This window comes from Xanthomonas campestris pv. phormiicola (assembly GCA_025666215.1).
Classification (GTDB): Bacteria; Pseudomonadota; Gammaproteobacteria; order Xanthomonadales; family Xanthomonadaceae; genus Xanthomonas_A; species Xanthomonas_A campestris_A.
The window spans coordinates 3,278,730-3,294,138 of sequence record CP102593.1; the positions used below are offsets into that span (position 1 = coordinate 3,278,730).

A 15,409-nucleotide genomic window follows, 5' to 3' on the forward strand; every position below is an offset into this window, starting at 1 on the left:
CTCCTGGTTTTCGCCGTGGCGCCGCACGCGGCGGCAGCGGACGCTCTCGGCCGCAGCCGTGCCGACCTGGGCGAACCGTTGCAGATCCCCATCGTCGACGACAGCGGACATCCGTGGACGCTGCAAGGGCGCCTGTGCCGCCCCGAGGGCGTGCATCGCCCGCGGGTGGTGGTGATCGCCCACGGCTCACCAGCGAAGGCGTCGGAGCGGCCGGGCATGACGCTGGAAACCTGCAGCGGCGAATCGGCGCAATGGTTCCTGCACCGGCATTACGCCGTCGCGCTGGTGCTGCGCCTGGGCTACGGCGCGACCGGCGGCCCCTGGACCGAAGGCTACGACGGCTGCGACCGCGCCGACTACGCCAAGGCCGGCCTGGAGACGGCGCGGCAGCTCAAGACGATCGTGGATTTCGTCACCACCCTGCCCGGCCTCGACCCGGGCCGCGCCATCGTCGTCGGCCAGTCGGCCGGCGGCTGGGGCACGCTGGCCTACGACAGCCTGCCGCACCCGAACGTCGGCGCGTTCGTCAACATGGCCGGCGGCCGCGGCGGCCACTACCACGATCGGCCCAACAGCAACTGCCAGCCGCAGAAGCTGGTCGAGGCCGCGGGCCGCTTCGGCACGACCGCAAGCACGCCGATGCTGTGGATCTACACCGGCAACGACAGCTTCTTCGACCCGGCGCTGGCCGCCGCGCTGCATCGCGCCTTCGTGCAGGCCGGCGGCCGTGCCGAACTGGTCGCGCCCGCCGCCTACGGCGACGACGGGCATCACCTGTTCTTCGGCCGCCGCGGCTCCGCGATCTGGGGACCGCCGGTCGATGCCTACCTCAAGACGCTGGACGCTGCGGCGTCCCCATGACCTCCCCGACCACCCGCGCAGAGCACACGATGACCATGCAATCGATCCGGGACATCATCCAGACCATCGGCCTGCACACCGCGGCCGAGAACATTCCGCTGATCACCAAGAAGGGCGGCGCGTACACCTGGCTGTTCGACCTGCGCCGGGTGTTCATGCAGCGCGAGGCGCTCGAGCAGATCGCCCACGCGTTCTGGGAGCGCAACGCCAGCCGCGAACCGTTCCAGCTCGGCGGCCTGGAGACGGCGGCGATCCCGCTGCTCACCGCGCTGCTGCTGACCGCGCCGAAAGAGCGCGGCGCGGTCAACGGCTTCATCATCCGCAAGGACCGCAAGACCACGGGCCTGGGCAATGCGATCGAAGGCGAGGTGCTGGACCTGCCGATCGTGCTGGTCGACGACTCGCTCAACTCCGGCAACAGCGCCGAAAAGGCGCGCGCGGTCATCGCCATGGCCGGCCACCCGCTGCGCGAGGTGTTCGTGGTGGTCGATTTCCTGTCCAGGGCCGGCATGCAGTGGCGCAAGATCCACGGCATCGCCGTGCAATCGCTGTTCACCCTGAAGGACTTCGACCTTCCGCCGGACCAGAGCACGCCGCACCCCACGCAGGCCTACCGCGAGCTGTGGCGAACCGCGACGCCCGGCGGCTTCGCCTATCACGTGGTGCCGAAGTCCGCGCCGCTGCTGGTCGGCGACATGCTCTTCCGCGGCTGCGACGCGGCGAAGATGCAGGCGTTCTCCGCCGAGACCGGCGGGCTGGTCTGGGAATACCCGGTAGCCGGCGCGGCCTACACCAAGAAAGGCATCTGGTCGTGCCCGGCCCATCACGACGGGCGCCTGTACTTTGGCGCCTACAACGGCACCCTCTATTGCCTGGACGCGCAGACCGGAGAAGAGATCTGGACGCATCCGGACGGCGACTGGATCGGCGCCTCGCCGCTGCTGGTGCCGCGCCACAACCTCGTGTATGTCGGCATCGAGTACGTCCGCCCCTGGGCGCAGGGCAGTCTCGCCGCCTACGACATGGCGACCGGCGAGAAGGTCTGGGAACATCAGGTCGAGAAGCTGCAGCACGGCTCGGCGGGTTACTGGGAAGGCGGCGATCTGGTGATCTGGGGCAGCGCGGATCACGAGACGCTCGCACTCGATGCCAGGAGCGGAGCCATCGTGTGGCGGTTCCCGACGCGGCGCTCGGTGAAATACGCGCCCGCCGTCGACGAGCAACGGCGGCTGACCGCCTTCGCCTCCTTCGACAAGTCGATCTACCTCCTCGACGTGGCCACCGGCGAGAAGCGCGGCGAATGGCAGACCGAGGAAATCTGCTACACCACGCCGCTGTTCGCCGGCAACAAGCTGTTCTGCGGCTCCGGCGACCGCCATCTGTACGTCATCGACGTGGACACGATGCAGTTGCTCAAGAAGATCAATCTGCGCGCGCGGGTGTATGCCTCGCCCAGGCGCGTCGGCAATCGCGTCATCGTCGGCAGCAACGGCGGCCGGGTCGTGGAGATCGACATCGACACGCTCGAGACCAAGGGCGTGCTGCAGCTGCCGGACGCGGTCACCAACGGCGTCGCGGTCTCGCCGGATGGCCGGCGCATCTTCGTCTCGACCTACATGAACCATCTCTACGCGTTCGAGCGCCTGCGCGAGGCCGGGGCAAGCGCGGCCGGCCACGCGCTTGCCGCGTCGTCGTAGCGCAGCGCACGCGGCAGGATCGGTTCGGGCGCGCGGCAGGCACGGCACGCGGCCGGATCAGCCGAAGCGAGGACGGTTTTCCCCGCAAACATGTCAAAGGATCAACATGAGAACGCTCGATATCATCGAAATCGATCTGGTCGCCGGCGGCACGCGCGCTTCGATCGGCGCACAGCCGTTGTCCACCTCGATCCATCACGCCAAGGCGCACAAGAAAGTGCACCACGCCAAGGCCAGGGTCCATCACCACCACGCGGCGATGCACAAGTCGGCCGCGATGCAGACGGTCGCCGAGTTCGACGCGCCGATCGAGGCCGAAGGCGGTGAAGGCGGCGACGGTGGCGAAATTGGCGACGGCGGCGGAGGTGACGGCGGCGGCGGAGGTGAAGGTGGTGAAGGTGGTGAAGGTGGTGAGGGAGGCGAAGGCGGTGACGGCGGTGACGGTGGCGAAGGCGGTGACAGCGGTGAGGGTGGCGAAGGCGACGGCGGAGGCGGTTACGACGACGGCAACGATGCGGACGGCAACGGGCCGGCCGATACCAACATAGGCAGCAGCCACCAGACCAGCGATGGCAGAACGGTTTCGATCACCTACCAGAACACGCAAGACGGCTCGAGCAGCGACAATCCGGTCACGTCCAGGATGGCCTCGGCGCTGAACTCGGTGCTCGACAACGACGATGGCGTCAACAGCATCGACATCTCCGCCACGACCAACGGCAGCCACACTCCCAACTCAGCCCACTACACCGGCAACGCCGTCGATATCAACATCATCAACGACGTGCACGTCGGCACCAGCGGCACAGGCTTCGACAACGCGCAGGCGCTGGAGAATGCCGCGATGAACGATCCCAACGTCAGCTACGTGGAAGGTCCCGCCGGCAACTTCATCAGGTCCAGCCCCACCGCGGACTGGACCGCCGCCAGCCGGGAAAGCGGCGACACGACGCACGTCCATATCAGCGTCTTCAAGTAACCCGGATCCCACTCCCCTCTTCCGGGCCGAAGCCACTCCGGCCCGGAAGACAATCACCTATAGGAGATTCCCCATGAAGTCCCCCTGGCTGCCGCGCATGTGCATGGCGTCGCTTCTCGTCTTCGCCGCGCAAGGATCGTTGCAGGCGATGCAACCCGCACCCGGCAACGAAGCCCAACAGGCGCTCGCCTATGTCCTGAAGAACGACATCGTCCTGGCGAGAACGTTCGGGGAGTGCCCGAAGCTGACATTCACACGCAGCGCAAAGGGCACCCGCACCTTCGTGATCGAGGGCAGCTGCGACATCAAGGACAATCCCGAGGAGGATGCGGACTGTCCCGCCTATCGCGTGCACGCGACCGGGACGATCGACACGCCGTCGCATTGGACCGTCCGCCAGCTGGAGTTGACACTGGTGTGCTCCAGCGAGGGAGCGGCGGCGCCACGCCGGATGTGATCGTTCGGCACGCTGCTCATCCTTGCGGAAAGCGCGATTGCCGGAGCGATACGTGGCACGCGGCACGCAGTGCCGGCTACCACGTCGCGCCGGCCTGCGGCCGCAAGCGACCCTCGGCGTGGCGATGCTCTCCGGTTCCCGGGACGCATCGGCATGCCGCTCTGCATGAACCATCTCTACGCGTTCGAGCGTTTGCGCGCAGCCGAGGAGACCACGGCCGGCCGCACGCTTGTCGCGTCGCCGCAGCGCCGCGCGCGCGGCAGGATCGATCCGGGCGTGCGGCCATGCGCCGTGCGGCCGGATCAGCCGAAGCGAGGACGGCTCCTTCCCCGCAACATGTCAAAGGATCTACATGAGAACGCTCGATATCATCGAAATCGATATGGTCGCCGGCGGCACGCGCGCTTCGATCGGCGCGCACCCGCTCTCCAGCTCGATCCATCACGCCAAGGCGCACAAGAAGGCGCACCACGCCAAGGCCAGGACCCACCACCATCACCACGCGGCGATGCACAAGGCGGTGGCGATGCAGACCGTCGCCGAGTTCGACGCGCCGATCGAGGCCGAAGGCGGGGAAGGCGGTGAAGGCGGTGAAGGTGGCGAGGGCGGTGAAGGTGGCGAAGGTGGCGAAGGTGGTGAGGGAGGCGAAGGCGGAGAAGGCGATGGCGGCGAGGGAGATGGCGGCGACGGCGACGGCGATGGTGACGGCGGCGATGGCGACGGTGGCGAAGGCGACGGTGGCGCCGGCAGCAACGCCAATCCGGCCACCTCCGCATCGGCCAGCGGCACCACGGTGACCTACACCGCGGCGGACGGCTCCACCCAGCAGGTCACCGGCACCCACCCGAACCGCGACAACAATCCGCTCGACATCCGTTCCGGCAGCTTCGCCGACGACCACGGCTCGCTCGGCAACGATCGCGGCTTCGCGATCTTCTCCAATCCCCAGGCCGGGCTCGACGCCGCGGTGGCCAACATGAACCGGATCAACGACAACAACAACGGCACCGCCACGCTCAGCCAGATCATCAGCACCTGGTCGCCGCCGAGCGAGAACCCGACCGCGGAGATGATCACCACCATCACCACCAATTCGGGCCTGAATCCGACCGACCAGTGGAGCTCGTTGACCAGCGCCCAGCAGAGCGCCTTCGTCACGGCCTACGGCCACCGCGAAGGCTGGCACGGCAACTGATTCACCCTGCGGTGAGGCCGGGATGCGCATCCCGGCCTCATTCGCCACCACACGCTACGGAGATCCCTGATGACACCCCGCTCCCTTTCGCTGTTCGGCCTGCTCGCCTTCGGCATGGCCGTCTCGCAGGCCAACGCCGCCGGCAACGACACCGCTGCCTGCATACCCGCGTTGCGCCAGGCCTTCGCCGCCTCCGCCAGCGCGGCCACCCTGCCCGCGCCGTGCACACGCATCGGCCCGGTCGCGCTGGGCATGCGCAAGCAACAGGTCCTGGCCGCGCTCGGCCAGCCGGACGTCACCCGCGCCGATGCCGCGGATCCGGACACGCTCAGCGTGATGTACCTGTACCCGCGCGACTTCAAGACGCAATTGGCGCGCCATCCACGCCCGCTCGATACGCTCGTCCACAGTGAGTTGGCCGTCGGCTTCCGCCACGACCGGGTCACCAACCTGATCGCCTTCGCCGATCCGAACGTCCCCTTGCCCTTCGACCTGCTCGGCCAGCCGGTCGGCACCCACGTCGACCGCTTGCTCCAGGCGATCGGCGGCCGCCCGCAATGGAACGACAGCCGCGACTATGTCCAGTTCGCCGCCATGCCGCTGGGCGTGGACGTGGATCCGGACACCTCGGCCATCGTCGGGCTGAACATCGCGGCCAGCAAGGCGGACCTGGACAGCTTCGGCCTGCCCGGCCTGCAACTGCTCAAGGACGCGAAGAGCGGCCTGGTCAACGGCGTCCGCTGAATGTCGCCGTCGTCCCCGCAGCGCGGTGACCGGCGTGCGCCGCAGCGCCGCTCCGGGCCGTCGGCACCGGAGCGGCGGCGGCGCTGGACCTGCACGCACGCCATCGTGGACGCGCCAGGCGCAGCAGCCACGCGCGACGCAGACGCCATCGCCACTGTCCTCCCCCCGCCATCGCGGCACCGGATCGAAAGCTTGGCGGCAGACAGCCAGGCAGGCCGGCCGGATCGGCGCGATCACCAGAAAGCACAAGGCCCCGCGCGAGCAGGGCCTTGGGCGAACGCAGACGCAGGTGTTGGCGAATCAGTCGCCCTGCTGCTTCTGCAGGTGCTCCCAGCGCTCCTGCGCATCGATGGTGCGCTCGGCGGTCAGGCGCGCCTCCAGGCGCTCCAGGCCGATCTCTTCGCCGGTATCCACGCAGTAGCCGTAGTCGCCGGCATCCAGACGCTTGAGCGTGCTGTCGATCTTGCCGATCAGCTTGCGGTAGCGGTCGCGGGTGCGCAGCTCCAGCGAGTTCTCGGTCTCGCGGGTGGCGCGCTCGGCCTCGTCGCCGATGTCGCGGACTTCGTCGCGCAGGTTCTCGATGGTCTGCTTGGACTCCTCGACCAGATCGGCACGCCAGTTGAGCAGGCGCTGGCGGAAGTACTCCTGCTGCAGCGTGCTCATGTACTCCTCGTCGCCGGCCGGCTTGTAGCCCTTGGGCAGGATCGGACGGCCGGTCGCTTCGTCGGTCTTGTACTCGACCACCTTGTACTTGGCCGGCTTGGCCGGCGTGTTGGACTTGGCGGTCACCGCGACGGCGACCTTGCCGGTGGGCTTGGCGACCGGCGCCTTGGGGGTGGATTCGGATTTGGTGGGGGTTTTCGCGGAGGATTTCGAAACGGACACGGGATTCTTATGTGGCGGGGCCGAGGGCGCAGCGGGCTTGGCGGCGACCGGCTGGGAAACCGGTGCTGCGGCGGGCGTGGCGGCCTTGGCCGGGACAGACTTGGCCGGCGCCGGCTTGGCAGCCGGCTTCGGTACGGATTTGGACACCGTCGGGGCGACCGGGGCGGTGGCCTGCTTTGGTTTCACTGCGGGCGTGGCCTGCTTCGCTGCGGGTGCAGCCTGCTTGGCGACCGGCGCGGCGGCGGATTTGGCGGCGGCTTTCGCTGGCTTGGCGGCCGGCTTGGGCTGGGCCTTCTTGGCCGGCGCGGCGGCAACCGGCTTGGGCGCCGGCTTCTTCGCCACCGCCTTGGCCGGGGCTTTCTTGGCCGGCGCGGGCTTGGCCACCGGCTTGGCCACCGGTTTCTTCAGCGGTTTGGCAGCAGCGGACGCCGTCGCCTTCTTGGCAACGGGCTGGACGGGCTTCTTGGCGGCCTTGACGGCCTTCTTTGCAGGTTTTTTAGCAGCCACGAATCGCTCTTCCTTGGTTTCCCCGGGGCCCGGGAAAGCGGGCCTTTATAGCCTACCCTACCCCCAGCGGCAACCACACCGTCTACACGCTAGTGAACGGCAGGGCGGTGAACGGCGGCCCCGTTGCGCAACTGGCATATCATGGCCGGGTGATCGCCCGCGCTCTCATCGCCTTGCTGCACCTGTACCAGCGCTTCATCAGCCCCCTGCTGGGCCCGCGCTGCCGTTTCGTGCCCAGTTGCTCGGCCTACGCGGTCACCGCCATCGCCCGTTACGGCGCGCTGCGCGGGGGCTGGATGGCCGCCCGCCGCGTCGGCCGCTGCCACCCCTTCCATCCCGGCGGGTTCGACCCGGTGCCCGATCCCGCGGCGCCGCCGGCCTGCCGCTGCCCAGGAAAACACTGAATGTCCTCCTCCACGCTCATCGTCAACGCCCGCCTGGTCAACGAAGGCCAGGAAACCCAGGGCGACCTGCGCATCGCCGACGGCCGCATCGCCACGATCGCCCCGCACCTGGCCGCCCGCGAGGGCGAGACCGTGGTCGACGCCGCCGGGCGCTGGCTGCTGCCCGGCATGATCGACGACCAGGTGCACTTCCGCGAACCCGGCCTGACCCACAAGGGCGACATCGCCAGCGAGTCCGCGGCCGCGGTGGCCGGCGGCCTGACCAGCTTCATGGACATGCCCAACACCAACCCGCCGACCCTGGACGCGGCGGCGCTGCAGGCCAAGTACGACGCCGCCGCCGGCCGCGCCTGGGGCAACTACGGCTTCTACCTGGGCGCCAGCAACGACAACCTGGCCGCGATCCAGACCCTGGACCCGAAGACCGCACCCGGGATCAAGGTGTTCATGGGCGCCTCCACCGGCAACATGCTGGTCGACAATCCGCAGACGCTGGACGCGATCTTCCGCGACGCGCCGACCCCGATCATCACCCATTGCGAAGACACTCCGACCATCGACGCGACCCTGGCCGCGTTCAAGGAAAAGTACGGCGACGCATTGACCCCGGAGATGCATCCGGACATCCGCTCGCGCGAGGCCTGCCTCAAATCCTCGCAGCTGGCGGTGTCGCTGGCGAAGAAGCACGGCACCCGCCTGCACGTGCTGCACATCTCCACCGCCGACGAACTGGCGCTGTTCGCGCCCGGCCCGATCCAGGGCAAGCGCATCACCGCCGAGACCTGCATCCACTTCCTGCGCTTCGACCGCGCCGACTACGCCAGGCTGGGCAACCTGATCAAGTGCAACCCGGCGATCAAGGACGCCAGCGACCGCGAGGCGCTGATCCGCGCGCTGGCCGAGGACGTGATCGACGTGCTCGCCACCGACCACGCGCCGCACACCTGGGAAGAGAAGAGCAAGCCGTATGCGCAGGCGCCCTCGGGCCTGCCACTGGTGCAGTACGCGCTGGTCGCGGCGCTGGAGCTGGTGCACGAAGGCCGGCTCAGCGTGGCCCAGGTGGTGCACAAGTTCGCGCATGCGCCGGCGCTGCTGTTCGACGTGCACGAGCGCGGCTTCCTGCGCGAGGGCTATCACGCCGACCTGGTGCTGATCGACGATACGCCCTTCACCGTGCGCCGCGAGGACATCCTGTCCAAGTGCGGCTGGTCGCCGTTCGAAGGCCGCACGTTCCGCTCCAAGATCGCCGCGACCTGGGTCAACGGCGCACTGGCCTGGGACGGCACCCGCCTGGTCGGCAGCCCGAACGGGCAGCGCCTGGCGTTCGACCGCTGATGCGGCGCGCACGCGTGCCGGGCGCCGCGCTGGCGCTCGGCCTGCTGGCGTCGGTGCTGGCGATCCCGTCGCTGCAGGCGCAGGCCGGGTCCGCCGCCAGCGCCGACACGCGCAGCGTGTTCCCCGCCAGCGCCTCGCAGGGCGCGCTGGTGATCGGCAAGGTGGCGCCCGGCAGCCGCGTGCAGTACGCCGGGCGCACGCTGCGGGTCAGCGGCTACGGCAGCGTGGTGTTCGGCATCGGCCGCGACGAACGCGGCCCGTTGCGGATCCTGGTGCAGCGCGCCGACGGCGGCAGCGAGAGCATCGACATCGCGGTGACCCCGCGCGACTGGCCGCTCGAACGCGTCAACGGCGTGCCGCCGAAGACGGTCAACCCGCCGCCGGCGATCGCCGAGCGGATCAAGCGCGAACAGGCGCAAGTCACCGCCGCGCGCGACCGCGACGACGACCGCACCGATTTCGCTACGCCCTTCATCTGGCCGGTGCAGGGCCGCATCAGCGGCCGCTTCGGCAATGCCCGCGTGTACAACGGGCAACCCGGCGCCGGCCACTCCGGCATGGACATCGCCGTGCCCACCGGCACCCCGGTCAAGGCCCCCGCGGCCGGCGTGGTCACCTTCGCCGCGCCGGACCTGTACCTGACCGGCGGCACCGTGCTGCTCGACCACGGCTACGGGGTCAGCTCGAATTTCCTGCACCTGTCGCGGATCGACGTGAAGGTCGGCGACCGCATCGCCCAGGGCCAGGTGCTCGGCGCGGTCGGCGCCACCGGGCGCGCGACCGGTCCGCATCTGCATTGGGGGATGAACTGGTTCGATGTGCGTATCGATCCGCTGTTGGTGCTGGAGCGCACGAAGTAACCGTTTGTGCTTTTTGTGGGAGCGGCCTCAGTCGCGACAGGCTTGCCGGTAAAGCCCGTCGCGACTGAAGGCAACCTCTAATAACCTCGATTCTAAAAATTTCGCACTATGCGCATCAATGACTTGCGAGCGTTTTAGTCGAGTTTTTTGGGGTTATTAGAGGTGCCCTGAAGTCGCTCCCACAAAAGTCGCTCGCGGTCATGGCAAAGCGCACTTGCCCTTTGCAGGACTCCGGGCGGCCTCGCGCCATCCGGCGCGACCGGCGCAGCGTCGACCCTTCCGGCTTCGGACAAAGGTCGGCGATGAAGCTCCTCCCGCAGTGCACCCGGCAAGTCCCGCGCACCTTGTGCAGCGGCTTCAGCCGCGACAGGCGCGGTCCGCTGCGGCGCTGTCGCAGCCGGCGGTTCCTGCCTCGGCGCCTTGGCGCTACGCCGGCGCATCCTCCGCCTGCAACAGCCGGCCCAGCACCACGTGCGAGGGGCTGTTGGCCAGGTCCCGCGGCATCACCAGCTTGGGGTCGGGATGCGGCAACGGCGTCGGCGTCGCGTCGTCCGCGGCCTCCACCAGCAGCGAACCGCCGTCCTGCGCCTGGGGGGTGACCGGCAGCGGATCCAGGCCCAGCCCGGCGCGTACCGCATTGGCGCGCGCGGCCAGTTCGTCGTCGCCGACCGTGGTCAACGATGCCGCCAGTATGCCCGCCGGCGCGCCCTCCACTGCGGCCAGGCGCTGCGCCACGTCGCCGAGCGCCTGCTGCCGCTGCGGGTGCAGCAGCTGCCAGACCTCTTCCCACAATGCCTTCCAGTCCAGGTCCGGGAACGGCAGGGGGGTCGGCCCGCTCAGCACGATCTGCGGCGCCAGCCGGCCGCTCGGCTGCGCGTCGCATTCGGCCAGCGCGCGATACACCACCTCGCTGCACACCATGTGCGAAGGGGCGTCGCGGACCAGGTGGTGCAACGCCTCGCGCACCACGATCCGCGCCAGCCAATGCTGCGGCCACTTGCCGCGGATCGCCACCAGCACGCCCAGCGTGGCCAGACCGTCCAGCGGATACGGCACGCCGAGCAGCGACTGCGCCTTGGCCAGCACGCTGGCGCGATCGGCATCGTCGAGCGCGACGCCGGCGTCACTCAGCGGGCGGCACGCGTCGATCAGCAGATAGTTGCCGGTATCGGCCAGCCGCTGCTGCAGCGGATAGCGGCGCACGCCGCCGGCCGCGGCCTCGATGAGGTCGCCGAGGTCGGCCACGATCGCGGCATGGCTGTAGATGCTGTCGCCGCACCAGGCGATCAGTTCCGGGAGCGGACCGCGGCCCAGTTGCAGCAGGATGTCGGCGACGCGCAGTTGCGCGGGATCGAGCGCGGAGACGGCGGGGCTTGCGGTCATGGCAGGGACTCCTGGTGGGTGGACGTGATCGGGGATACGCTGACCCGATTGCGGCCGGCGGCCTTGCTGGCGCAGAGTGCCGCGTCGGCGCGCTGCAGCGGCGACTTGATAGCTTTGGCCTGGCCGCCATTGGGCCACGCCGACGCTCAGCGTGCATGACAGCGTCTGCCCGCCGCGCGGCAGGGGCTGCTCGTGCAGATGCCTGCGGATGTCCTCGGCCACGCGTTGCGCCACGGCGAGCGTGGCGCCCGGCATCGGCATCTCCTCGCCGCCCTGGCGGCCGAGCGTGTCGATGCTGCGCAGGCGTGCGCGGGCGCAGGCGGCGACCCAGCGCAGGCAGTCGCCGCCGGCGCCATGGCCATGCACGTCGTTGAGGCGTTTGACGTGGTCGATGTCGATAGAGGCCACGGCAAGCGGCTGCGCCAGGCGCTGCTGCGTGGCCACGCGGGTGAGCATGCCGGTCGTCGCCAGCCGGTTCACCCGGTCGCGGTCGCGGCGCAATTCCAGCATCTGCTCGGCCAGGCCGGTCGTCACCAGCAGGCACGAAATGGCCAGCGCCAGGCCGATGCCCTGCGCCACCCAGGGCGTGGCCTGGTCCAGGCGCAGCCATCCGCTCCGTTCCAGGCAACGCAGCACGCAGAACGTCAGCAACGGCGCCCACGGCGAGCAGGTGCCAGGCGTAGCGTTGCCCGCGCAAGGCAAGCGGCAGGGAGCACGGCAGCAGCGACGTGGTGCCGACGATCGGCGTGAGGTTGCCGAGCCGACTCAGCCAGGACGCCGTCGAGATCGCGCAGGACGCGGCGATACACTGCAGGAACATGGCGCAGGCCTGCAGCACCCGGCCCGGCCGCGGCAGGTGCCGGTGCATTTCTGGCGGCACGGCAGGCCGCCCGCTTGTCGGCGCCGCGCGCAGCCGCCTGCGCGCCCGGGCAAGCCGACCGGACGTGCCCGGGCGCGCCCGCTGCGGCGGCGTCACCTGCCCGCGCATCGGCATGAAGCCACTCGATGTTCCGCGTCGCGTCCGCGCCAGACACGGCGTGGCCGTCCCCCGAGCGGACGGACGGCCCCCTGAAATCCATGCCGAAGGATGTAGCGCGGCCGCCGATCGTTTCCAAATGCGGCCGCGGGCCTGACCCGCGGCGCCATGCTGCTTTGCGGTATAACCGTGTGGCGGCCGGCGCCGGCAACGGCGCGCTACGGCGCGCAATGCGCAATCGCAGTCCCCGCGGTGGTTCGCCGCGGCGTTCGCTCTCCCTCCCCCCGTCCAGGAGATGTGCGCAATGACGATCGACAAGCTCAAACCCACCCTCGGCACCCTGCACCTGTGGGGCATCGCCGTGGGCCTGGTGATCTCCGGCGAGTACTTCGGCTGGAGCTACGGCTGGGGCGCCGCCGGCACGCTCGGCTTCCTGGTCACCACCGTGCTGGTGGCGGTGATGTACACCTGTTTCATCTTCAGCTTCACCGAACTGACCACCGCCATTCCCAACGCCGGCGGCCCGTTCGCCTACAGCCTGCGCGCGTTCGGCACCGCCGGCGGGATGATCGCCGGCATCGCCACCCTGATCGAGTTCGTGTTCGCGCCGCCGGCGATCGCGATGGCGATCGGCGCCTACCTCAACGTGCAGTTCCCGACCCTGGACCCGCGCCTGGCCGCGGTCGGCGCCTATGCCATCTTCATGACCTTGAACATCCTCGGCGTCGGCATCGCCGCCACCTTCGAACTGATCGTCACCGTGCTGGCGGTGATCGAGCTGCTGGTGTTCATGGGCGTGGTCGCGCCGGGCTTCAGCGTGGCCAACTTCGTGCGCGGCGGCTGGGCCGGGTCGGACACCTTCAGCCTGGCGGCGATCGGCGGCATCTTCGCCGCGATCCCGTTCGCGATCTGGTTCTTCCTGGCGATCGAGGGCGCGGCGATGGCCGCCGAGGAGGCCAAGGATCCCAGGCGCACCATTCCGCGCGCCTACATCGCCGGCATCCTGACCCTGGTGACGCTGGCGTTCGGGGTGATGATCATGGCCGGCGGCGTCGGCGACTGGCGCACCCTGTCCAACATCAACGATCCGCTGCCGCAGGCGATGAAGGCGGTGGTCGGGCACAACTCGACCTGGCTGCACATGCTGGTGTGGATCGGCCTGTTCGGCCTGGTGGCCAGCTTCCACGGCATCATCCTGGGCTATTCGCGGCAGTTCTTCGCGCTGGCGCGCGCCGGCTTCCTGCCGCACGGCCTGGCCAGGCTGTCGCGCTTCCGCACCCCGCACCGCGCGATCCTGGCCGGCGGCGTGGTCGGCGTGGCGGCGATCTACAGCGACGGGCTGGTGCAGGTGCAAGGCATGTCGCTGACCGCGGCGATGATCACCATGTCGGTGTTCGGCGCGATCGTCATGTACATCATGAGCATGCTCAGCCTGTTCAAGCTGCGCCGCGCCGAGCCGCAGCTGGAACGCAGCTACCGCGCGCCGGGCTATCCGCTGGTGCCGGCGCTGGCGCTGCTGCTGGCGCTGGTGTGCCTGGCGGCGATGGTGTGGTTCAACGCGCTGCTGGCGCTGCTGTTCCTGGGCCTGATGCTGCTCGGCGCGGGCTGCTGCGCGCTGAGCCTGCGCGGCAACGGCGGCGTCATCGCCGCCGAGGCCGGCGGCGAGGCATGATCGAGGACACGGCGCCCGCCGTGCGCGGGCGCCTGCAGGAGGATCCGGCATGAGCGGTTTCGCACACAGCGTCGGCGGCCAGACCTGGCGCTTCGACGACCTCAAGGACCTGCTGGCCAAGGCCACGCCGGCGCGCTCGGGCGACCGCCTGGCCGGGCTGGCCGCGGCCAGCGAGCCGCAGCGGGTCGCGGCGCAGATGGCGCTGGCCGACCTGCCGCTGCGGCACTTCCTCGACGAGGCGGTGATTCCCTACGAAGACGACGAGGTGACCCGGCTGATCGTGGACAGCCACGACGCGGCCGCGTTCGCGCCGGTGGCGCACCTGACCGTCGGCGGCTTCCGCGACTGGCTGCTCGGCGAAGCGGCCGACGCAGCCGCGCTTGCAACGCTGGCCCCGGGCCTGACTCCGGAGATGGTCGCGGCGGTGTCCAAGCTGATGCGGATCCAGGACCTGATCCTGGTGGCGCAGAAGATCCGCGTGGTCACCGCGTTCCGCAACACGCTGGGATTGCGCGGGCGGCTGTCCACCCGCCTGCAGCCCAATCATCCCACCGACGATCTGGCCGGCATCGCCGCCAGCGTGCTCGACGGGCTGCTGTACGCCAACGGCGATGCGGTGATCGGGATCAACCCGGCCAGCGACAACACCCGGACCATCTGCGAACTGCTGAAGATGCTCGACGCGGTGATCGCCGGCTACCAGATCCCGACCCAGGCCTGCGTGCTGACCCACGTCACCACCTCGATCGAGGCGATCGAACGCGGCGTGCCGCTGGACCTGGTGTTCCAGTCCATCGCCGGCACGCAGAAGGCCAACGCCAGCTTCGGCATCGACCTGGCGCTGCTGCAGCAAGGCTACGAGGCCGGACTGAGCCTCAGGCGCGGCAGCGTCGGCGACAACGTGATGTATTTCGAGACCGGCCAGGGCAGCGCGCTGTCGGCCGACGCGCACCACGGCGTGGACCAGCAGACCTGCGAGGTGCGCGCCTACGCGGTGGCGCGGCGCTTCAAGCCGCTGCTGGTCAACACCGTGGTCGGCTTCATCGGCCCCGAATACCTGTACGACGGCAAGCAGATCATCCGCGCCGGCCTGGAGGACCACTTCTGCGGCAAGCTGCTCGGCGTGCCGATGGGCTGCGACATCTGCTACACCAACCATGCCGAGGCCGACCAGGACGACATGGACGTGCTGCTGACCCTGCTCGGCACCGCCGGGATCAACTTCATCATGGGCATCCCCGGCTCCGACGACGTGATGCTCAACTACCAGACCACCTCGTTCCACGATGCGCTGTACGCGCGCCAGGCGCTGGGCCTGCGTCCGGCGCCGGAGTTCGAAGCCTGGCTGGAACGGCTGGACATCCTGCACCTGGACAACGGCCGCTTCCGCCTCGGCCACGAGCCGCCGGCCGCGTTCCGGCGCGCACTGGCGCAACTGGGCTGAGCGGGCCGCG

The 15,409-nt window shown here is 69.6% G+C and carries 13 protein-coding genes; 11 read left to right on the forward strand and 2 right to left on the reverse strand.

All coding sequences use genetic code 11. The annotated features are described in order from the left end of the window. Window positions 1–15: 15 nt before the first annotated feature. The 6 genes from NRY95_13600 (at window position 16) to NRY95_13625 (ending at window position 5,933) form a co-directional block, all read left to right on the forward strand. Window positions 16–861 (forward strand): hypothetical protein, encoded by an 846-nt coding sequence (locus NRY95_13600; protein ID UYC14769.1) that lies wholly within the window; start codon window positions 16–18, stop codon window positions 859–861. Further along, on the forward strand, window positions 858–2,558 hold the full coding sequence (locus NRY95_13605) for a PQQ-binding-like beta-propeller repeat protein (protein UYC14770.1): 1,701 nt from the start codon (window positions 858–860) through the stop codon (window positions 2,556–2,558). Before NRY95_13600 ends, NRY95_13605 begins: the two co-directional genes overlap by 4 nt. Window positions 2,559–2,664: 106 nt before the next feature. Continuing rightward, entirely contained in the window at window positions 2,665–3,537 is an 873-nt protein-coding gene (locus NRY95_13610; GenBank protein UYC14771.1) for a hypothetical protein, read from the forward strand. A 73-nt stretch (window positions 3,538–3,610) separates the two neighbouring features. Beyond that, window positions 3,611–3,994, forward strand: a complete 384-nt coding sequence (locus NRY95_13615; GenBank protein ID UYC14772.1) for a hypothetical protein — start codon at window positions 3,611–3,613, stop codon at window positions 3,992–3,994. 352 nt (window positions 3,995–4,346) lie between these two features. Then, the gene (locus NRY95_13620; GenBank protein ID UYC14773.1) at window positions 4,347–5,189 is read left to right on the forward strand and encodes a hypothetical protein; all 843 of its coding nucleotides are present in this window, start codon (window positions 4,347–4,349) and stop codon (window positions 5,187–5,189) included. Window positions 5,190–5,258: 69 nt separating this feature from the next. Continuing rightward, entirely contained in the window at window positions 5,259–5,933 is a 675-nt protein-coding gene (locus NRY95_13625) for a DUF3192 domain-containing protein (protein ID UYC14774.1), read from the forward strand. A gap of 300 nt (window positions 5,934–6,233) precedes the next feature. On the opposite strand, the gene dksA is transcribed toward NRY95_13625, so the two are convergent. Beyond that, complete coding sequence (dksA, locus tag NRY95_13630; protein ID UYC14775.1) at window positions 6,234–7,325, reverse strand: RNA polymerase-binding protein DksA; 1,092 nt, start codon at window positions 7,323–7,325, stop codon at window positions 6,234–6,236. A 131-nt stretch (window positions 7,326–7,456) separates the two neighbouring features. On the opposite strand from dksA, the gene yidD reads away from it, so the two are divergent. From yidD to NRY95_13645, 3 genes are read left to right on the forward strand one after another with little or no spacing between them, the layout of a single operon-like run. After that, window positions 7,457–7,729: a membrane protein insertion efficiency factor YidD gene (yidD, locus tag NRY95_13635; protein ID UYC18589.1), complete on the forward strand. Its 273-nt coding sequence runs from the start codon at window positions 7,457–7,459 to the stop codon at window positions 7,727–7,729. Further along, on the forward strand, window positions 7,730–9,064 hold the full coding sequence (locus tag NRY95_13640) for a dihydroorotase (protein UYC14776.1): 1,335 nt from the start codon (window positions 7,730–7,732) through the stop codon (window positions 9,062–9,064). After that, complete coding sequence (locus tag NRY95_13645; protein ID UYC14777.1) at window positions 9,064–9,924, forward strand: M23 family metallopeptidase; 861 nt, start codon at window positions 9,064–9,066, stop codon at window positions 9,922–9,924. The genes NRY95_13640 and NRY95_13645 overlap by 1 nt, the downstream gene beginning before the upstream one ends. 426 nt (window positions 9,925–10,350) lie before the next feature. On the opposite strand, the gene NRY95_13650 is transcribed toward NRY95_13645, so the two are convergent. Next, entirely contained in the window at window positions 10,351–11,958 is a 1,608-nt protein-coding gene (locus NRY95_13650) for a diguanylate cyclase (GenBank protein UYC14778.1), read from the reverse strand. 620 nt (window positions 11,959–12,578) lie between these two features. Here NRY95_13650 and eat point away from each other — a divergent pair. Beyond that, window positions 12,579–13,955, forward strand: coding sequence for an ethanolamine permease (eat, locus tag NRY95_13655; protein UYC14779.1), 1,377 nt, complete (start codon window positions 12,579–12,581; stop codon window positions 13,953–13,955). A gap of 49 nt (window positions 13,956–14,004) precedes the next feature. Then, the gene (locus NRY95_13660) at window positions 14,005–15,399 is read left to right on the forward strand and encodes an ethanolamine ammonia-lyase subunit EutB (protein UYC14780.1); all 1,395 of its coding nucleotides are present in this window, start codon (window positions 14,005–14,007) and stop codon (window positions 15,397–15,399) included. Window positions 15,400–15,409 lie beyond the last annotated feature (10 nt).